At 51.0% G+C, this 18,033-nt stretch carries 17 protein-coding genes, 1 tRNA gene and 1 pseudogene; 11 read left to right on the top strand and 8 right to left on the bottom strand.

Annotation, left to right across the window (positions count from 1 at the left end; genetic code table 11):
- Positions 1-28: 28 nt before the first annotated feature.
- The 3 genes from GWK77_04330 to GWK77_04320 all read right to left on the bottom strand — a co-directional run bounded on the left by GWK77_04330 (position 29) and on the right by GWK77_04320 (position 2,870).
- Positions 29-1,399, bottom strand: coding sequence for a polysaccharide deacetylase family protein (locus GWK77_04330; GenBank protein ID QHU93360.1), 1,371 nt, complete (start codon positions 1,397-1,399; stop codon positions 29-31).
- Positions 1,400-1,548: 149 nt separating this feature from the next.
- A complete protein-coding gene (locus GWK77_04325) occupies positions 1,549-2,265 on the bottom strand; it encodes a thioredoxin domain-containing protein (protein ID QHU93359.1) in 717 nt (238 codons plus the stop codon).
- On the bottom strand, positions 2,262-2,870 hold the full coding sequence (locus GWK77_04320) for a hypothetical protein (protein QHU93358.1): 609 nt from the start codon (positions 2,868-2,870) through the stop codon (positions 2,262-2,264). Before GWK77_04320 ends, GWK77_04325 begins: the two co-directional genes overlap by 4 nt.
- 198 nt (positions 2,871-3,068) lie before the next feature.
- On the opposite strand from GWK77_04320, the gene GWK77_04315 reads away from it, so the two are divergent.
- From GWK77_04315 to GWK77_04305, 3 genes are read left to right on the top strand one after another with little or no spacing between them, the layout of a single operon-like run.
- Positions 3,069-3,611 (top strand): PadR family transcriptional regulator, encoded by a 543-nt coding sequence (locus GWK77_04315; GenBank protein QHU93357.1) that lies wholly within the window; start codon positions 3,069-3,071, stop codon positions 3,609-3,611.
- Complete coding sequence (locus GWK77_04310; GenBank protein QHU93356.1) at positions 3,592-4,329, top strand: ATP-binding cassette domain-containing protein; 738 nt, start codon at positions 3,592-3,594, stop codon at positions 4,327-4,329. Before GWK77_04315 ends, GWK77_04310 begins: the two co-directional genes overlap by 20 nt.
- Positions 4,326-6,551, top strand: a complete 2,226-nt coding sequence (locus tag GWK77_04305; GenBank protein QHU93355.1) for an FtsX-like permease family protein — start codon at positions 4,326-4,328, stop codon at positions 6,549-6,551. Before GWK77_04310 ends, GWK77_04305 begins: the two co-directional genes overlap by 4 nt.
- A gap of 133 nt (positions 6,552-6,684) precedes the next feature.
- Here the strand turns inward: GWK77_04305 and GWK77_04300 are convergent, their stop codons facing one another.
- Positions 6,685-8,820 carry an AAA domain-containing protein gene (locus tag GWK77_04300; GenBank protein QHU93354.1) on the bottom strand — a complete coding sequence of 712 codons (2,136 nt, stop codon included), beginning with the start codon at positions 8,818-8,820 and terminating at the stop codon, positions 6,685-6,687.
- A gap of 168 nt (positions 8,821-8,988) precedes the next feature.
- On the opposite strand from GWK77_04300, the gene GWK77_04295 reads away from it, so the two are divergent.
- Entirely contained in the window at positions 8,989-9,474 is a 486-nt protein-coding gene (locus GWK77_04295; GenBank protein QHU93353.1) for a hypothetical protein, read from the top strand.
- Here GWK77_04295 and GWK77_04290 read toward each other — a convergent pair.
- Entirely contained in the window at positions 9,422-10,162 is a 741-nt protein-coding gene (locus tag GWK77_04290; protein ID QHU93352.1) for a hypothetical protein, read from the bottom strand. The two genes, GWK77_04295 and GWK77_04290, sit on opposite strands and share 53 nt — an antisense overlap.
- Before the next feature lie 47 nt (positions 10,163-10,209).
- On the opposite strand from GWK77_04290, the gene galE reads away from it, so the two are divergent.
- Positions 10,210-11,223 carry a UDP-glucose 4-epimerase GalE gene (gene galE, locus GWK77_04285; GenBank protein QHU93351.1) on the top strand — a complete coding sequence of 338 codons (1,014 nt, stop codon included), beginning with the start codon at positions 10,210-10,212 and terminating at the stop codon, positions 11,221-11,223.
- A 68-nt stretch (positions 11,224-11,291) separates the two neighbouring features.
- On the opposite strand, the gene GWK77_04280 is transcribed toward galE, so the two are convergent.
- The gene (locus GWK77_04280; GenBank protein ID QHU93350.1) at positions 11,292-12,812 is read right to left on the bottom strand and encodes a sulfatase-like hydrolase/transferase; all 1,521 of its coding nucleotides are present in this window, start codon (positions 12,810-12,812) and stop codon (positions 11,292-11,294) included.
- Between the two features lie 85 nt (positions 12,813-12,897).
- Between GWK77_04280 and GWK77_04275 the strand changes: the two genes are divergently transcribed.
- The 5 genes from GWK77_04275 to GWK77_04255 are packed head-to-tail and all read left to right on the top strand — an operon-like array spanning position 12,898 to position 16,794.
- On the top strand, positions 12,898-13,722 hold the full coding sequence (locus tag GWK77_04275; protein ID QHU93349.1) for a transporter substrate-binding domain-containing protein: 825 nt from the start codon (positions 12,898-12,900) through the stop codon (positions 13,720-13,722).
- A complete protein-coding gene (locus GWK77_04270; protein QHU93434.1) occupies positions 13,716-14,435 on the top strand; it encodes an ABC transporter permease subunit in 720 nt (239 codons plus the stop codon). The genes GWK77_04275 and GWK77_04270 overlap by 7 nt, the downstream gene beginning before the upstream one ends.
- Positions 14,436-14,475: 40 nt before the next feature.
- Positions 14,476-15,201, top strand: a complete 726-nt coding sequence (locus tag GWK77_04265; GenBank protein QHU93433.1) for an ATP-binding cassette domain-containing protein — start codon at positions 14,476-14,478, stop codon at positions 15,199-15,201.
- A 12-nt stretch (positions 15,202-15,213) separates the two neighbouring features.
- Complete coding sequence (locus GWK77_04260; protein QHU93348.1) at positions 15,214-15,825, top strand: hypothetical protein; 612 nt, start codon at positions 15,214-15,216, stop codon at positions 15,823-15,825.
- 48 nt (positions 15,826-15,873) lie between these two features.
- On the top strand, positions 15,874-16,794 hold the full coding sequence (locus GWK77_04255; GenBank protein QHU93347.1) for a hypothetical protein: 921 nt from the start codon (positions 15,874-15,876) through the stop codon (positions 16,792-16,794).
- A 101-nt stretch (positions 16,795-16,895) separates the two neighbouring features.
- On the opposite strand, the gene GWK77_04250 is transcribed toward GWK77_04255, so the two are convergent.
- Together GWK77_04250 and GWK77_04245 are read right to left on the bottom strand one after the other, a co-directional pair.
- Complete coding sequence (locus GWK77_04250) at positions 16,896-17,363, bottom strand: NUDIX domain-containing protein (protein ID QHU93346.1); 468 nt, start codon at positions 17,361-17,363, stop codon at positions 16,896-16,898.
- Positions 17,364-17,430: 67 nt separating this feature from the next.
- Positions 17,431-17,507: transfer RNA gene (locus tag GWK77_04245), tRNA-Pro, on the bottom strand.
- Between the two features lie 109 nt (positions 17,508-17,616).
- On the opposite strand from GWK77_04245, the pseudogene GWK77_04240 reads away from it, so the two are divergent.
- Positions 17,617-17,859: pseudogene (locus GWK77_04240) on the top strand (ABC transporter ATP-binding protein).
- Positions 17,860-18,033: the final 174 nt, after the last annotated feature.

Raw genomic sequence — 18,033 nt, 5'->3', positions numbered from 1 at the left:
GCTACATTGTTAATATCCGGCTACGATTCTACGGATACCCAGCTCCCGCCGCCATATTACCGAGTAGTCCCTGCACGGTCACAAACGAATACCCCTGCTGCTTCAGCGCGCTGAGGATGCACGGTACGGCGCCAACTGACGTTTGGTGAATGTCGTGCATCAAGATGATGGCTCCAGGGTGGGCGCCAGCGACGGCGCGTGAACAGACGATTTGGCTATTGCGATCAGCCCAGTCCCGCGTGTCAACTGACCACAAGATTGACGACATACCACGTGTACGAATCTGTTCCAGGACAACACCATTGACGGCGCCATAAGGCGGGCGTAAAATAGCCGGTGTGACGCCGGTGGCTTGCTTGATGGCGTCGTTAGTGCGGTCGATTTCGCCGGCAATTTGGTCAATTGGCAATTTAGGCAGTTCTGGGTGCGACCACGAATGATTGCCTAATTGATGGCCGCGCGCGTGCATGCGCCGCAGTACATCGGCTTGCGCGGAGACTTTGCTGCCGATCAAGAAAAACGTCGCCTTAGCACCATGCTGATCCAAAATATCCAATAGCTGCGCAGTGTACGGCCCCGGCCCGTCGTCAAATGTTAAGGCGATCACTTTACCCCCAGAATTCGCGGCTGGCGGCGCGGCGGGCGCTGGCTTTGGTTTTGGTTCTGGCGGCTTGGGGATATTAGCTAGTTTCCGGGCTGTCGGATTTTGCAGATATTTGGCAACGGCAGCGATCGGTACTTTGATTGTCATTTCGCCGTAGGCTGACGGCAAGAGCGACGCCTGTCCAATCGGCCAAGCCAAGGTGTTACCATCATCAGTGATGGTGAAGTTCGATAACGCCTCCTTGGTGATCATCTCATCAAGATTTGCTTCTGGTTGCTGGCGCTGCTTGATGGTTTGCGCGACGTTGTGCCGGGCAGCTGCCACGATTGCCTTGATGGCTTCCTCTGATTTTTCAGTCAAATTATCCAAGCCAATCACCTCGCCAGACTTTTTGTCAAACGTCCAAAAATGCGTTAGTGACACCGGATGCGCGCCGTGCATATCTTGTTTAATATTGACGATCATCGACAGAGCGGTCGAATTATTATGCGTCACTTGATAACTAATCGCCTCTGTCATTGGCCGGTCGAATGTCGGAGCATTAGTGGCGGTGTGGCGAAAATCGCCGTCGGCGCGGTCAATTGCTCGGGCGATGAGCTTGTTGATTTTGGAATTGCTGGTGATTGGGTATTCAATTGAGACTTTTTCGTGTTTGGTGTCGCGTGTTACGAACTTGGAGCGGATGCCAGCATAGCGTGAGTCGGTGAAGTAATATTTTTCATCTTCCAAGACCGTTGGGCGCTGCGCTGGTGGTTGCTTGGAGTGGAAGTAGAACAATACGCCTATCGCGGTCACTACCAGTAAAAGCAGTGTAGTGAATAAAATACTGCTCAGTCTGGGTCGGTTCGCAGGAGCTGTATTAGTTTTTGGCCCACGACTAGACCGAGCTGATTGTCGTTTTACCGATGATTTTTGAGGCTTACTTTGTATTTTTTTGGTGGGCATCAGTACGCTCCGCCGGCTTTCAAAATTGCCTTCAGCCCATTTTCGCCGCCCATAAATCCACTGGCGACATAGTCATTGACTACCATGTATGGCAGGCCGCTCACGCCAAGCGAAAGGGCTTTCTTGGTATTATTCTCAATCTCATTTTGGTGCGGTTTCTTAGTCATACAATCAGCAAATTTTGCCTCGTCCATGCCGACACTATTGGCAGAAGTTAGGAAATATTCTAACGGCAGCGGTGGAATTTTTTGCGGCACGGCAACGTTTTTCACACCAATTCCTTTGTCAAAATAATCACGTTTAATGCGCGGCACGATGTCGTGGGTATATTGCCAATATTTGTCTTGGTCGGCGGCACAGAACGCAGCGTGGGCGCCAGATTCGGTGTTGTTAGTGACCTCCTTGAGCAGCGTGACTACGCGGTGTTCATAACGAACTTTGCCTGATTTGATATAGTCATTCTTGAAAAAATTGGTGTTGGTGGCTGCTTCGACTTCGGCACAAAACGAACAAAAATAATCAGTGTAATCAACGAACACGTGCTTGGCTTCGGCAGAGCCTTGCGACATTTTTTCATTCCACGGCTTGCCGTCACCAATGTGGCGATTTGGTGGGCGATTGACAATACCATAAATAAATAGTGCTACAATTCCCGTGATCATAATCCCCAGGATGACCCAAATGAGTGCTATGCCGGCTGTTTTTTGTCGATTCATAATTCCTCCTGTTTTGCTAACTCGGTATACATAAAGGCGATTTGTCCAGATTTGTAGAGTGAAAAGAGGCTCAGAAGTAGCGCTAAGATCAGAACGAGAGTGCTGGCGACAGTGGCGGCAGTGGCTGCGGCGGCGCCTGAGAAGAACACGGCAACGAGCGGCAGGATGAGTGACGTGCCGCAGGGAACACAGCCCAAACCGATAGCGGCAGCCACGGAGGCCAAGCCACTAAGCCCGACCTGTCTAGTGACCGACTGTTCACTACGCTTATTTTTCTTGGCAGTGAAAATGACGACGGTAATTGACAGTCCTTGGAGGGTCGACACCATGAGTAATAGTGCACCGTTTGGCGAGGTGAAACCTTGTTTGAATATGTCAATAAACATGGTTCCCAAAAGGGCAACCTTATCCAGTATCGGCAGTCGCGACATCATCAGCGGGCCATAAAAATTAGCGTTGATGGCAAAGAAAATAATGAGTGCAAAAAGCAAAGATAAGACAACTGCTAGTAGTAAGTATCGTGGCAATCTGAGAATTTTGCCAATTCCCAACAGAGCTGACTTAACCGATCGCTGTTTACGGTATACCCGGCAAAACTGTGCCATGAACCTATTATACGCTAAAATTGAATAATAGTCTGTATTCTGGCGAGGTGGGCTACTGGTCGTGGTGGTTTGGTGGGGTGAGCTATCTGTGATGGGGCGGATGCTGTGTCAATAGGGTGAATGGACGTTGTAATAGCAACTATACACCGAGTGTATAAAACTCTTGCAATAACTAAACACTGGGTGTATAGTAAGAGTATGAGCGTTCAATATATACTGTTAGGTTTTTTAGCGGAAGAGTCAAATTACGGCTATGAGTTGAAGAAAAAATATGACGGTTATTTTGGCAAAGATAAGCCAATTTTAACTGGTCAGATATATTCAACTTTGGCGCGGCTCAAACGCGATAACAAGGTCAAAGAGATTGCCGACACCAGCGAATCGGGTGGGCCGGATCGGGTTCGGTATGAAATTACCGATGAGGGTAAGCAGGATTTACAAGCATGGTTGGAATCACCAGAGGCGCCGTCACCACAGCTGCAAGCGACGATGTATATCAAGGCGGTATTGGCGATTTTGAAAGACGGCGATGCGTCGCCGTATCTGGATAACCAACGGCAGGCGCACATCCAGCGGATGCGCGAGCTGACAGCGCGGCGGCGCGATAGCAGTTTGTCGGACATGCTGCTGATCGATCATGCACTGTATCATTTGGAGGCGGATTTGCGCTGGATTGAATTAACTATTTCGCGGTTAACGCGGCTAAAGGAGGAAATTTTGCATGAGCAAACCAATAATTAGCGCTAAAAATATTAAGAAGTCGTTCGGGCAAACGCACGCGCTGCGCGGCGTCAGCTTGGATGTCGAGGCGGGCGAGGTGCTGGCGATTATGGGTCCGTCGGGCTCTGGTAAGTCGACGCTGCTGCATAGCTTGGCGGCGATTACCAAGGTTGATAGTGGCGAGATTGACTTTGATGGCCGGCGGATTGACAAACTGAGCGATGATCAGCGCAGTATTTTACGGCGCACCAGCTTTGGCTTTGTCTTTCAGTTTGGACAGTTGGTGCCAGAGCTGACAGCGCTGGATAATGTGGCGCTGCCGCTACTGCTTAACGGCGTCAAGCGTAAAGAAGCCTATCAACAGGCGAAAACATGGCTGAATAAGGTTGAGCTGGCGAGTAAAGCTGACAGTATGCTTGGCGAGTTGTCGGGCGGACAAATGCAGCGGGTAGCGATTGCCCGGGCGATGGTGATTGAGCCAAAAGTACTATTTGCTGATGAGCCGACTGGCTCGCTGGACAGTCTGAATTCAGAGAGAGTTATGGAGCTATTCATTAAAACCGCCAAAGAGCACGGCACAACAGTCATCATGGTGACGCACGAACCGACAATTGCCGCCTATGCTGATCGGGAAATTATTGTCCGCGACGGGCAGATTTCCGGCGCGGATGCAGCGGTGAATATGGCGCAGAATACCCAGCCAAATCTTAACAAAGCCAGTGCGAGGACTATCAAATGAGTGTCAGTTGGATGTTATTAAAAAAGTCTGGTCGCCAGTCATTCGCGCGTCTGGGTTTGACTACGGTGGCGGTGGCGCTGGGGATCGTGCTGGTGTGCTACTTTACGGCTGGTGTTAGCGGTCTAACGGGGCGTGCTAGTGGACTAGCAATTAATACGGCGGCGTATCAGGCGAGTCGTGGTGCACCTTCGCAAAAACCGATTGATGGTGTCGAGCCGCTGAAAGTTGGCGGTACCCGGCGCGGTGATGCGTCGAAGTGGCGCGGTCAGTACATCCAGTCTTATTCAATGTATGGTACGGCTAAATCACCGCAGTTTGCCAAACTGAAAACGCCGCGTCCTGGCGAGTACTATCTGTCACGGGCATTGGCTGACGCGGTTGCTCAGTATCCTGAGGACAATATCTTGTCACGTTTCGGTAAAAATACCAACTATCTCGGTGTACTTCCTAGCGAATATACCGCCAGTCCGGATGCGCTGATGATAGTGCGCGGTGCTAGCGCCGAGGAAGTGGCCGAGAGCGATGCTTTTACCAAATCTCAGGGACAGCCATCATACTTTGCTGATGTTTATCGGACGGATGCTAACGGATTAAAATCGGACGCTAAAATAGGTCCGGTTGCCGTCATCGTATTTAGTGTCGGCGGGACGATTCTGCTGTTTCCGATTGTCATTTTCGTGTCAGTAGCAACGCAGCTGGGCGCTGCGCAACGCGAGAAACGCTATGCTGCTTTGCGGCTGATCGGCGCGACTAAGCGGCAGGTGGGGCTGATATTGATGCTGGAGTCGCTACTGGCGTCGGTGGTTGGCGTGATCATCGGGCTGGGTGCGTTTTGGTTGCTGCAAACACCGCTACAGCAGTTCAAGATGGACGGTATGCGGTTTAATCCTGGTGATTTGGCGCTAACTGGCACGCAATACGCGTTGATTATCGGTTTGACGCTGGGACTAACGATGTTTGTCAACTGGCGACGGATGCGCCGGGCGCAGATTTCGCCGCTGGGTGTATCGCGTTCGGTTGAAAAGGTAAAGAAATTGCGCGCTTGGCGGGCGCTGGTGCCAGCACTTGGTATCGCGTTCTTTGCTTGGCTGTCGTCGAAGCCAGGGCGGGATTGGCTGGCGGCTAATAAAGAATCAGCTCTGCCGTCGGTACTATTGATGGCGGCGCTGCTGCTGGTGATGTTCGGCTTGATTCTGGCTGGCGGCTGGCTGACTAATAAGCTGTCGCTGTTGGCAGCGCGCTGGGCTAATAACGCTTCGATGCTGATCGCTGGTAAGCGTACGGCGGTGCATTCGCGGACAATTTTCCGCAGTGTCAGCGGCGTGGTGCTGGCGCTGTTTGCGGGCAGCTTTTACTTGACGGCGACCAGTGGTATCGAGGGCTTAAATGCGCAGGCTGTCAAAGATAACGGTTTTTCACAATTAAAGCGCGGCACGGCAGTTGTCATCGGCCGATCGCTGCCAGGCGACATGGCGGAGCAGCTGCAGCAAAAATCTTACATCACGTCGGTGGCGACGATCTATCCGCGCGAGGACGGCGATGCAATTCGCTGTCAGGATTTAGCGAAGTATACCGAGCATGCTTGCCCGAATAACGCCCGACCCGACCAATTTGCGCTGCTGAATTTTGATAAGCCGGTGGTCAAGAAGGTGTCGCTGATTAATGACCGGGTTGATACGAATGGTGCTAAAGAGTATTTGGTGACATTGAAATCAGACAATGATATCGAGAAATTGCGCACCTTGGTGACGGCGAAAGCCAATCAGTACGATTTGACCTATGCGGTGAGCGGCACTGACTCTAAAAAGCCGCATATTAATCCGACGATTCGCGAGTTTGCCGACTTGGCCTATGTTGGTATCGGCGTGACGCTGTTCGTGGCGGTGGCAAGCTTGATCGTTTCGACGATTGGCGGGCTGATGGAACGCCGCCGCTCGCTGTATACGCTGCGGCTGAGCGGTATGCGTCTCGCTCAATTGAAGCGCTTGGTAATGGTTGAATCGGTGGCGCCGCTGCTCACCACCTCGATTCTGTCATGCGGTTTTGGCGTGTGGACGGGAGCAGTATTTACCAGTACATTCTCGACGACGCTGAAGCCAGTGTTAACGCCAACCTACTTCACTATTGTTGGTATCGGTCTGGCGACGGCAATCATCGGTATTTACTTGATCCTGCCGATGGTTGATAAGCTGACGCGGGCGGAAGCTAACCAAACCGAGTAATTTTCTCGCGGAGGTAATCTAACGAAAAGCGTTCCAGTTGGCGGCTGGGACGCTTTTCATGCTATGAGTGCAACTTTGAATGGTTACAACCCACACGGAAGTAGGTATCCGTGATTAGGAATGAAGGGATTAGTTAGTGAAACGTCACGCGGTCATTAGCGACACTGACGGTCACCGTCATGCCATCATGAATCCGCCCATCAATCAGCTCCAGTGCCAACGGATCAAGCACGCGCTTTTGTACCAAGCGCTTGAGCGGCCGAGCGCCAAAGGCCGGGTCATAGCCGTCGCGGGCCAACATGTCGCGGACGCTATCGTCAAATTCTAGCGCGATGTCGCGGCTGTCTTTGACTTGGCAAGCAACGCGTTTCAACTGGACATCGACAATTGCTCGCATGGCCTCTGGTCGAATGCGGTCAAAAATAACAATGTCATCGATGCGGTTGAGGAATTCCGGGCGGAAGTGCTGCCTGAGCACCTCAAGCATTTGATTATCGAGTGTCGACAAATCGTCGCCAGAAAAATCCATAATTGCCTGCGAACCGACATTGCTGGTCATGATGATAACCGTGTTGGAAAAATCGACTGTTCGCCCCTGGCCATCGGTCAGGCGGCCATCGTCGAGCACCTGGAGGAGCACGTTAAAGACATCAGGGTGGGCCTTCTCAATTTCGTCAAACAGTACCACGCTGTAAGGGCGGCGACGGACGGCTTCGGTCAGTTGCCCACCTTGGTCATAGCCAACGTAGCCTGGTGGCGAGCCAATCAGGCGGGCCACGGCGTGCCGCTCCATATATTCGCTCATATCGATACGGATCATGGCGTGTTCGTCGTCGAATAATTCGCGGCACAGGCTACGGGCTACCTCTGTTTTGCCGACCCCAGTTGGGCCGAGGAATAGGAAGGAGCCGATTGGCCGGTTGGTATCACTGAGGCCAGCGCGTGAACGGCGAATGGCACTGGCCACGGCGGCGATGGCCTTGTTTTGACCAATCACTTGGGTGCTGATATTTTCCTCTAATTTAGTTAATTTGCTGGATTCAGTCTCAATCAGCCGCTCGACTGGGATGCCCGTCCAGCGCGCTACCACGCTGGCGATGTCATCGGGAGTGACTTCTTCGCGGAGCAGGCGGTCAGCCGGCGGAATGGCCGCCAGTTCTTGGCGGGCGCTAGCCAGCTTTTTTTCCAGCTCTGGCAGGTCGCCGTATTTGATGCGGCTGGCGGTGGCCAGATCGGCGTCGCGTTCGGCGATTTCCAGCTGCGAGCGCAGACTATCCATTTTTTCGGTAGCAGTATTGACGGTCTGGAGAATGTCTTTTTCGTGCTGCCATTTGCCGTCAATCACCTCAGCCTGAGCCCGAAGGTCGGCGATTTGTTGCTTGATTTCCTCTGTGCGGGCCTTGGCGTGCTCGGATTTGTCTTTTTTCAGCGCTGCTTCTTCAATCTCCAGCTGCAAGCGGCGGTTATTCAGCCGGTCCAGGGCAATCGGTACACTCTCGAGCTGCATCTTGAGAGCGCTGGTCGCTTCATCCAGGAGGTCAACTGCCTTGTCGGGCAAAAAGCGATCAGGTAGATAGCGGGTGGACAGCCGCGCCGCCGCCACGATGGCATCGTCAGAAATTTTGACGCCGTGATGGACTTCATACTTTTCCTTCAAACCGCGCAAAATCGCCACGGTGTCGTCAAAACTCGGCTCGCCGACATAGACTGGCTGAAAGCGCCGCTCCAGGGCTGCATCTTTCTCGACATGTTGGCGATATTCTGCTAACGTCGTCGCACCAATCATGTGCAGTTTGCCGCGGGCCAGGGCGGGTTTGAGCATATTGCCGGCGTCCATGCTGCCTTCAGTTTTGCCGGCGCCGACCATGGTGTGAATTTCATCAACGAACAAAATAATTTCGCCGGCGGCTTCTTCAACTTCTTTCAAAATTGCTTTCAGGCGTTCTTCAAATTGGCCGCGAAAACTCGCTCCCGCCAATAAACTAGAAATTTCCAAGCTAATCAGCCGCTTGTCCTTTAGCGACGCTGGTACATCGCCTTTGACGATGCGCTGCGCTAGGGCCTCAACGATGGCGGTTTTGCCCACACCCGGCTCGCCGATGAGAACGGGATTATTTTTAGTGCGCCGACTGAGGATTTGCATGGTGCGGCGAATTTCCTCATCGCGTCCGATGACCGGGTCGAGTTTACCTGTACGTGCCAGCACCGTGATATCGGTGCCGAATTTCTCCAGCGGTTGCTGTAATTCTTCTTGTATATTTGGTGGCATAGGTCCTCCTTTTATTTTTGGGCTTTTCTAAGTCCGTATTTATGTACGCCGCGGCAAGAGACAGAGCGGGGATAATTGATATAAGTATCATAGCAAATTAGCACTCTCAGTGCAAGAGTGCTAATTCAGAATTTGCCACCTGATAAACGTGTACCGTATACTGAAGACATGAGCCAAATTCGCATTCTGATGTCCATCCAAACGCGCTATGCCAAGAAGATTTTTTGTGGTGAGAAGCAGTGGGAGTTTCGTAAATCCTTACCGCGCTACAGCAAAGACGATGAGCTAACCGTAGTCGTTTATTCGTCAGGGGATGAGCGGTCGATTGTCGGCGAATTTCGGGTTGGACGTGTCATGCGTTGTCCACTGGATGAGTTGATGCGGCTCACTGGGTATGATACGGATGAGCGAGCTGTCCAGTGGTTTTCGCGCTATTATGCGGGGCAGAAGCGGTGTGGCGCGTTAGAGATACTGGCGCCGGTGCGCTACGACCAGCCAATTTCTTTATCACAATTACGTCAGGTTCTGCCAGCATTTCGTCCGCCGCAAAACTTTTGGTATATTTGGCCGGGTAGTGAGCTGGCGGCGCTACTTAATGGCATTAGTGTGATGCGCCCAGATACTCCTCCCAAACCCTTAAAATACCGTCGCTAAACTCTGGCAAAATTTGCTCCTCATCAACCAATTCTCTGATAAACTCGTAATATATTCGCTCTTTACTACGGATGTCGCTGGAAAAGAACAATCCTACGATCTCATCGTTATGCTGCTTGTCTAGTTCCTTATATATGTTTTCAGCCAGGCGACCCGCACTTCGCGCCTGGGCTAATTGCTCGATAAATCCGTGATAGCACTTGTACGCCGACCAATGTTCCTGGCGGTACCGATGTTTGACATAACGCAGCGAACCTATCAAAATATCCAGATATTCATGCTGCCGGGGCGATTCTGTCCATGTTTTGACGGACTTTTTATCTGGTTGTTTGGCGTGGTTATTGTTGAACAGCAAGGTTGAGTTCGGGAATAATTTGGTTTGATTAGGCAAGGAAAAACCAATGTCAAGTTTATGAAACAAGCTCATACCGCTCAGGAAAAACGATCGGGCGATTTCATGATTGTTCTGAGAAATAGTGTACGTCGCAATAATACCAAACTGACCTTCGAGGGTTTTGCGCGTGTAGTCCTCGGCGCCAGTCGGAAAGCTGGTGATGGCTGTCATATCGATGTCGGAAAATTCATCGTCATCCAGTGTTGCCCGCGAGCCGAACATATACAATTTGTCGATATATGGATTGGCAGTCAGCGCTGTAAACAGCTTCGGTGGTATAGGAATATTACACATCTGCTATAATAGTACTATTCCATGAATCACAGCGAAAGGGGTACTTCATGAACATTCTCGTTACTGGCGGTGCTGGCTATATTGGCAGCCACACTATCATTGAACTGCTGGCCTCGGGTCATGGCGTGGTGGTGGTTGATAATTTATCAAATTCATCGGCTGAGAGCCTGCGCCGGGTTGAGGAAATTACCGGCCAATCGGTGCCGTTTTATGAGTTTGACCTACGTGATCGGGCGCGGCTGGCGGAGTTGTTTAGGTCTGAGACGATTGACGCAGCGATTCATTTTGCGGGCCTGAAAGCCGTCGGCGAGTCGGTGGAAAAGGCGCTGCTCTATTATCAGAACAATTTGGAAAGCACATTAACACTGCTGGATGTCATGCAGGAATTTAATGTGAAAAAGCTGGTCTTTTCGAGCTCAGCAACGGTGTACGGCGACCCGGCGCGGCTGCCGATTACCGAGGACATGCCGCTGTCGGCGACTAATCCGTACGGCCAAACCAAGCTGATGATCGAGCACATCCTCCGCGATGTGGCGGCAACCAGGCAGGGCTGGCAGTTTACCTCGCTGCGCTATTTCAATCCCGTTGGCGCCCATCCGAGCGGCCGTATCGGCGAAGATCCGTCGGGCATTCCGAATAATTTGCTGCCGTTCGTATCGCAAGTGGCAGTCGGCAAGCGCGACCATTTGAGTGTGTTTGGCGATGATTATGACACGCCGGATGGCACGGGTGTGCGCGATTATATTCACGTGGTTGATTTGGCGCGGGCGCATGTGGCGGCGCTGGAGCATTTGGGCGAGCCGGATGAATATAAGGTGTATAACATCGGTACTGGCCGCGGTACGTCGGTGTTGGAATTAGTGAAAGCATTTGAAACAGCGTCGGGCCGGGACGTTCCATACCAAATCACGCCGCGCCGGCCTGGCGATATCGCCGCGTGCTACGCTGATCCGGGCTTGGCAGAGGCAGAACTGGGCTGGCGAGCGGAATTGACTATTGAGGATGCCTGCCGCGACGCCTGGAATTGGCAGAGCAATAATCCGAACGGCTACGGCGCATAAAGGTGCTTGAATACATAGCTAAATCCGATGGGGCGACTCGTCGGATTTTATATGGGCGAGACGTCTATTTATGAACCACTCAAGATCCGCCGCTCGTAGTAGGTTGAGCGTTTGGCGAGTTCAGCATTGAGCTGGTCGATGCCGCCAAATTGTTCGACCAGTGTCTGGCGATTTGAAAACAAATTAGTACCCAGCCCCATGCGGTTGCCGTCCACCGTCACGCCTAGTGCCGCCAGGGTCGATGGATACATGTCAAAGGCAGTAAACTGGCGGTTGATGGCGCGAGTTGGCCGAACGGCGGGGTTGATGAAGGCGTTATAGACAGTTCGTTGGTAGGGAGCACCGGCAATCTTCTCTTCGTAATAGGGCGTCTGCATGCCGAGGTGATCACCACTAATGATGATGGTAGTGTTGGCGTAAAATGGCTGTTGCTTGGCCCACTCGACGAAGGACGCGATTTGTTTGGAGGCACAGGAATGAACATTGTCGTATTTCGCTGCAAATTGCTCCTTGCAAACATCTTTATCCATCCAGCCATCAGTGAAGTGCGTATCAACGGTCAGCATTTGTAGGTTGAATGGCTTGTCGGACTTACTGAGACGGGTGGCCTCGTCGCGGGCAAATTGAAAAAGCTTTTTATCTTCGTAGCCCCACCACACCTCGTAGTTTTGTGGGATTAAACCATGCTTTCGGGCATAGGTGAGGTCAATGATGTGGTAATCGCCGTGTTGCTCCAGTAGTTTATCGCGCCCGCCGAAGGCTTTGTTTGAGCCCATGAAGAATGATTGGTTGTAGCCAGCTTTTTCAAGCACCTGCCCAAGGGTATAAGCGCCCGGCAAGAATTTATTAAAATCACCCATGCCATTACGGTCGCGGTCACCGAACACCCCGCCGTCCTTGAGCGGCACGCCGGCGGATTGAGCGGTCATGCCGGCGACTGTCCAAGTGGTACCGTGTGCAGGCAGGGCGCCGCCGAGGCCTGAGGCTCGGTGTGAAAAGGAGGTATTAGTCAGTGCTAATTTTTCTAACTCCGGAATGACTGATTTGTCGCTCATGCCGCCATTGGCTTTGGCGGCGGGCGTATTTTCCAGCGACTCGACGTAGATATAAATCAAGTTGCGTTTGGTACCAGGAAACGTCAATTTAACGCCGCGCGGATCGACATAATGCTGGTCATAGACCTTTGAGGATTGGGCGAGGGCAATGATGTAGGCGGGGATACTGAAGCTTTGCATTAACAGTGCTAGGCTGATCATGAATAGGCCGCCTGCATAATACGCTTGGTGACGCAAGCGGAGCGGTCGTTTTTTCCAGCGTAGCTTGAGGATGATTGGTAGTAGCAAAATGATGAGCAGCCCAATGACGTAGGGGATATTTTCCCAGATGGCCGAGGTGAAACTGCTAGACTGCCCACCCGCCAGGCCGTTCTTGAAATAAAACAAAATCTCGTCAATTTTGGCGTCACGAAATTGCACGATTTTATAGCGGCTAGCGACAAAGAAAACGGCGCTACATAGTAATAGCAAGACGATAGCCACGCGAATGATAATGCGGTTGTTGGCGCCGCGGCCAGACGGAGAGGTGCTCATAATGATATTATACAACGTTTGGCTGGGCGCGTGGGCTGGTTTGGGGGCTTATCATTTCTTTTCAAAGCGCGTATACTAAATAAGCATGAACAGAACGAAAGCGCATCATCGGGGGTTTGGTGTTAGTTGGTGGATAGGCCTGGGGCTGTTTGTGGCGTTGATTGGCTGTATGGCGTTTGACATTTTGCAGCGCGAAGGTGGATTTGGTAAGAGTGATGAGGTGTTAGTGATGGGCACTAATGCTGGGTTTAAGCCGTTTGAATACAAACAGGGCGATGAAATTGTTGGCTTTGATGTTGATTTGGCGAAGGAAATTGCCCGCAGTATGAACAAAAACCTAAAGATTGAAGACATGTCGTTTGACGGATTGCTGCCAGCGCTGGAATCAGGGCAAATTGACATGGCGGTAGCTGGCATGTCGGTGACACCGGAGCGTGCCAAAAACGCGCTGTTTTCCGAGCCATATTATTCAGCCTCGCAGCGGATCATTGTCAAAAAAGGCAGTCCAATTCGTAATAGACATCAACTGACGGGCAAGAAAATTGGTGTGCAGCTGGGCACGACAGGCGATACGCTGGCTGGAAAAATTACTGGCGCCAAAGTGTCACAATTCCCAACCGCGCCAAGTGTGTTGACAGAGCTCAATGCTGGCGGCGTCGAGGCGGTTATTTTGGATGATGCGCCCGCGGCTCAATACACGACTGGCTTTCCAGACCTAGAAATTTTGCCGGGTGAGTTGTCGAGCGAGCACTATGCGATTGCCATCAAAAACAATAATCACGACTTGCTAAAAAAAGTCAACCGAGTGTTGGCGGAGATGAAAAAGGACGGTCGGTATGACAATCTCATTCGCAAACATTTTGGGCCGAGGGCCCTTGAATTGATGAAGAAAAAGGAGCCTGAATCGTGAATTTCCTGGAAGTGATCTTTGGCGATGGTCGGTGGCTCTATTTGTGGCACGGTCTAGAGGTGACCTTGGTACTGACCGTCTTGTCACTACTGTTAGGCACGGCTATTGGTGTCATCATCGCCCTTTTGCGAACTTCGGAGGTGCGACCATTTAAACGACTGGGTCGCTATGCATGGGCCAGGGGATTGAGCCGTTGGAATCCGCTGGCGTGGACCGGGAAAGTGTATGTCGACATCATTCGGGGCACGCCGCTTCTGGTCCAGCTGTTGATTATGTACTACGTTGTTTTTGGCTCATATCAATTCATGCCGAAGATTTTTGTGGCAGCAATTGCCTTTGGTATCAATAGCGGTGCGTACATTGGCGAGATTATCCGCGGTGGTATCGAAAGTGTCGACAAGGGGCAAATGGAAGCAGCTCGTTCGCTGGGCTTTAGTCGTTGGCAGGCCATGCGTTTGGTGATTTTGCCACAAGCGCTCAAAAATTCGTTGCCGGCGCTGATCAGCGAATTCATCGCTCTGTTGAAAGAGACCTCAGTTGTCGGTTGGATTGGGCTGAATGACATCATGCGCGGCGCTGATAATATTCGTTTTCAAACCGCTACGGCGTTTCAGTCCTTGTTTGCTGCAGCGGTGATGTACTTGGCGTTGACCGCGATATTTACCCGTGTGATGACGCGAGTGGAGAGGAGGCTAAAAGATGGCAGTGAATAAGGTGAAGGAAGTGGCGCAGCCGAGTACCGCGCGCCCAGTAATTATCACGGTGGCTAACCTCAAAAAACAGTTTGGTAGTAATCGCGTGCTCAGGGATATTGATGTTGAAATTCACGAAGGCGAAGTAGTGGTGGTCGTTGGTTCAAGTGGTTCTGGTAAATCAACCTTTTTGCGCTGCTTGAATTTACTGGAGACGCCGACCGGCGGGCACATTGTTATCGACGGCGTGGAAACGACAGCGCCAAAAGTCGACCTGAACGCCCTGCGCCAAAAAGTTGGCATGGTATTTCAATCATTCAATCTGTTCCCCAACTTGAGCGTGCTGGACAACATCAAACTAGCGCCGCGGAAACTACGCAAACTGTCTGACCGGGCGGCGACTCGTTTGGCAAAGAAATTGCTCGCAGACGTGGGATTGGCGGACAAAGCCAACGCCTTTCCTTCGCAGCTCTCAGGCGGACAAAAGCAGCGCGTCGCCATCGCTAGAGCTCTAGCTATGGAGCCAGACATTATGTTGTTTGATGAGCCGACCTCGGCGCTTGATCCCGAGATGATTGGCGAAGTGCTGGATGTGATTCGTGAGGTTGCCGCCAAAGGTATGACCATGGTTATCGTCACGCATGAAATGAAGTTTGCGCGCGAAGTAGCTACACGGATGATTTTTCTGGACAAAGGCGAGATCATCGAAAATGGTCCACCAGAACAGGTGATGGATCATCCGGTGACTGAGCGGGCGCGGAAGTTTTTTGGCGTCAAGAGTAAATAACAGGAGGTCCAGATGAAACATGCCAAATTAGCCACAAACCAGAATACATGGCTGTGTTTGGCCATCGGTTTTGTTGGTATCATTGCCATCGTCATATGCGGCTGGTATATCTGGTCGCGCCCGCACGCGCCAGCGTCACCGCAGCCATCAGACGCTGCTCGCTTTAAGGCTGCGTATTCTCGCGTGGCGAATGACAATCGCTTCATCTTTGCTTCGGCTGACGAGGTTTTGGAGAAATTTGAATCAGGCAGCGGCTTGATTTTCCTTGGCTTTCAGCAGTGTCCGTGGTGTCAGCGGCTGGCGCCAATCGTCGATGAAGCTGCCAAAGCCGAAGGGCTGGACAAGATTTACTATCTCGACATTCGCCATGCCCGCGAAACCAATGATGATACCTACAAAAAATTAGTTGAGAAACTAAAACCGCATCTTCGCACTGATGAGAACGGCCAACCGCGAGTGTATGTTCCTGACGTGACGGTGCTAAAGGATGGTCGTGTGGTCGGTCATTTCCTGCAGGAAACCACGGTTGATGGCGAGAAGGCCACCGCTGATACCTATTGGACACGTGAGCGCCGCGCTCGGGCGGTCGAGCAGCTGAGGCAGATGATTCGGGCTATGCGGTAGTACGATATAGCTATTTTCAAAATAATAATTTTATGTTATAACACAAATATGGATACCGAGCGTGGAGCAGCATGTCGCCTTTTGGTTGAGACAACTAGAAGGCCGTTTTTGCCTGACATGTCAGAGCAAGTTGATCATATGTCCAGGGAGTTTTATCCAGAGCTTGATTTAGACAATAAACCATTGCTGTATGTTACACCGAACTTTCCCCCTGTCGCTACAGCTGAGCCACACAGAGATTTATCACGTGAAGGCTCGTCTCGCAACGGAGCATTTACCGTAAATGCGAAAACAGTTAGTGGCTCCAAGGAAGAGTTTGCTATTAAGCGGCTTCCACTGACAACTGCTCTTGCCGAGGTCGCCATGACCCAGTATGTTAGTACGCAGGGACTGGCCCCCTTCTCAATTCAAGCACTTATGATAGCAGGGAATCCTAGTAGTTCCAAGGACCGTTCGGCATGGATCATGACTCGATTCGATGAAAAAGCGGTCAACTTTGAGGGTCTTGCATGGCGTGAAATGAGCTCAGAGAATATCAAACAGCATTTAGTGGATGCTCTTCTGGCATTATCTGCGTTGCATAAAATACATATTGCTCACAAGGATGCTTTTATGCGTAATCTTGTCCGGCTGTCGGGCTCTGATGGTGATAATTCAGCGACTCGCTATATTGACTTTGAATATGCGAGAAGTTTTCGTGGTTATGTTGAGCAAGTTGATCATGGTGAGGATATTTTTCGCGCGCAAGGATATATCAATAGATCAGTTCAAGGTGATCTCCGGTCGTTACTTATTGACGCTATATCAGTTTTGGCGAATCAGCTCAACCAGTCTCCAGCCGATAGGTGGAAGCTATTAGAAAAATGTCTGGGCAGTTACCGAGAAGTGGTGTCTGCGAGTGAAAATTCACCCGCACTTAAGGAGGCGGCTGTTCATGCAATAACCACCCTACGGCGTGACTATATGTAGCAAATTATTGGGGTGTTAGCTAAAAATGGTACGTTAAGCACGATAGATTATCCGAAAACTGACTATAGTAAAATCTTTGGTAAATAGTCTCGGTGGGATTGTTACAATTCGCTCATCATCTGAACGTCGGTCGACTCATTAACCAGCCAGTTTAGGTCAACCTCTGTCAGATAACGTGGTAAAATCCGCGTGGTTTTCGGATCAACAAAGCCGCACTCCGCTATTTCCTCGACGCCGTGCGATGTTTTTTCCAGATTGACGTGCTGGTAATCACGCCAGTTGGTGATGGAAAAGAAAAACTCGAGCTGCTCGGTAACGCCGTGTTTAGACGAGGGGTTGGTGTCGGTAAATTGTTGAATGAATAGCAACTTACCAATGGTTGGTTTGATGCCAGTTTCCTCGATCATCTCTCGGCATAAACCGTCCAGCAAACTCTCGCCCAGCTCCAAGCCGCCGCCCGGCGTACACCAAAACTCTCGCCCCGCGCCGCTATTGGCGGTTAATTTTTGGCAAAATAGCTCGCCCTGATCGCTTACGATAATTCCGCGTACGTTAACTCGTCGCTGCATATAACCTCCTTTATTTTGTTTATAGCCAGAGGTTCTCGCCAGTGAACGTGCGCTTCAAATAATTTCGTGGTCGGGGTGATCCGATTTGAACGGACGACCTCACCGTCCCGAACGGTGCGCGCTACCAAGCTGCGCCACACCCCGACGCTAAAAATAGTATAAGCCGAGCGGGTGATTTTGTCCAATCGGGTTAGTGTTGGGTAGTATATAGAATAAAACCATCGGCCTTAGATGATAAAAGAGTAGTATTTCTATTCTGGATGAAGCCACTAGCTCGGTTGACACCCGCACCGAAGTGCTCATCCAAAAAGCCATGGACAAGTTGATGCAGGGCAAAACCAGCTTCGTCATCGCTCATCGGCTGAGCACTATTCGCGACGCCGATTTGGTATTGGTCGTCCGCGATGGCAACATCATCGAGCAAGGCAAGCACGACGAGCTGCTGAAGAAAAACGGCTTTTACGCTGAGCTTTATAATAGTCAGTTTGCTGAGTGATGACAATGATAGATGATGCTTATAAACTTAATAAATATTACATAGTTATTCTTTGGTCAGTTAAGGTTTTTCTGCTAAGTTCATTGTAAGCTAAGAACAAATCAATCAACCAAAGTTAACTAAAAAAGGATTGTGATACGGTTGCGCCCTAGTAAAGTAATTTGAGATATAATA

Source organism: Candidatus Saccharibacteria bacterium oral taxon 488, assembly GCA_010202645.1.
In the GTDB taxonomy this organism is placed as follows: Bacteria; Patescibacteriota; Saccharimonadia; order Saccharimonadales; family Saccharimonadaceae; genus Nanosynbacter.
Note: the sequence above shows the minus strand (reverse complement) of the source record. Positions and strands in the feature narration are given on the sequence as shown.

Bases quoted from the DNA above. Each gene is read 5' to 3' on its own strand.
- GWK77_04325 (QHU93359.1), bottom strand. From the start codon at position 2,265: ATGAATCGACAAAAAACAGCCGGCATAGCACTCATTTGGGTCATCCTG.
- GWK77_04320 (QHU93358.1), bottom strand. From the start codon at position 2,870: ATGGCACAGTTTTGCCGGGTATACCGTAAACAGCGATCGGTTAAGTCA.
- GWK77_04315 (QHU93357.1), top strand. From the start codon at position 3,069: ATGAGCGTTCAATATATACTGTTAGGTTTTTTAGCGGAAGAGTCAAAT.
- GWK77_04310 (QHU93356.1), top strand. From the start codon at position 3,592: ATGAGCAAACCAATAATTAGCGCTAAAAATATTAAGAAGTCGTTCGGG.
- GWK77_04305 (QHU93355.1), top strand. From the start codon at position 4,326: ATGAGTGTCAGTTGGATGTTATTAAAAAAGTCTGGTCGCCAGTCATTC.
- GWK77_04300 (QHU93354.1), bottom strand. From the start codon at position 8,820: ATGCCACCAAATATACAAGAAGAATTACAGCAACCGCTGGAGAAATTC.
- GWK77_04295 (QHU93353.1), top strand. From the start codon at position 8,989: ATGAGCCAAATTCGCATTCTGATGTCCATCCAAACGCGCTATGCCAAG.
- GWK77_04290 (QHU93352.1), bottom strand. From the start codon at position 10,162: ATGTGTAATATTCCTATACCACCGAAGCTGTTTACAGCGCTGACTGCC.
- galE (QHU93351.1), top strand. From the start codon at position 10,210: ATGAACATTCTCGTTACTGGCGGTGCTGGCTATATTGGCAGCCACACT.
- GWK77_04280 (QHU93350.1), bottom strand. From the start codon at position 12,812: ATGAGCACCTCTCCGTCTGGCCGCGGCGCCAACAACCGCATTATCATT.
- GWK77_04275 (QHU93349.1), top strand. From the start codon at position 12,898: ATGAACAGAACGAAAGCGCATCATCGGGGGTTTGGTGTTAGTTGGTGG.
- GWK77_04260 (QHU93348.1), top strand. From the start codon at position 15,214: ATGAAACATGCCAAATTAGCCACAAACCAGAATACATGGCTGTGTTTG.
- GWK77_04255 (QHU93347.1), top strand. From the start codon at position 15,874: ATGGATACCGAGCGTGGAGCAGCATGTCGCCTTTTGGTTGAGACAACT.
- GWK77_04250 (QHU93346.1), bottom strand. From the start codon at position 17,363: ATGCAGCGACGAGTTAACGTACGCGGAATTATCGTAAGCGATCAGGGC.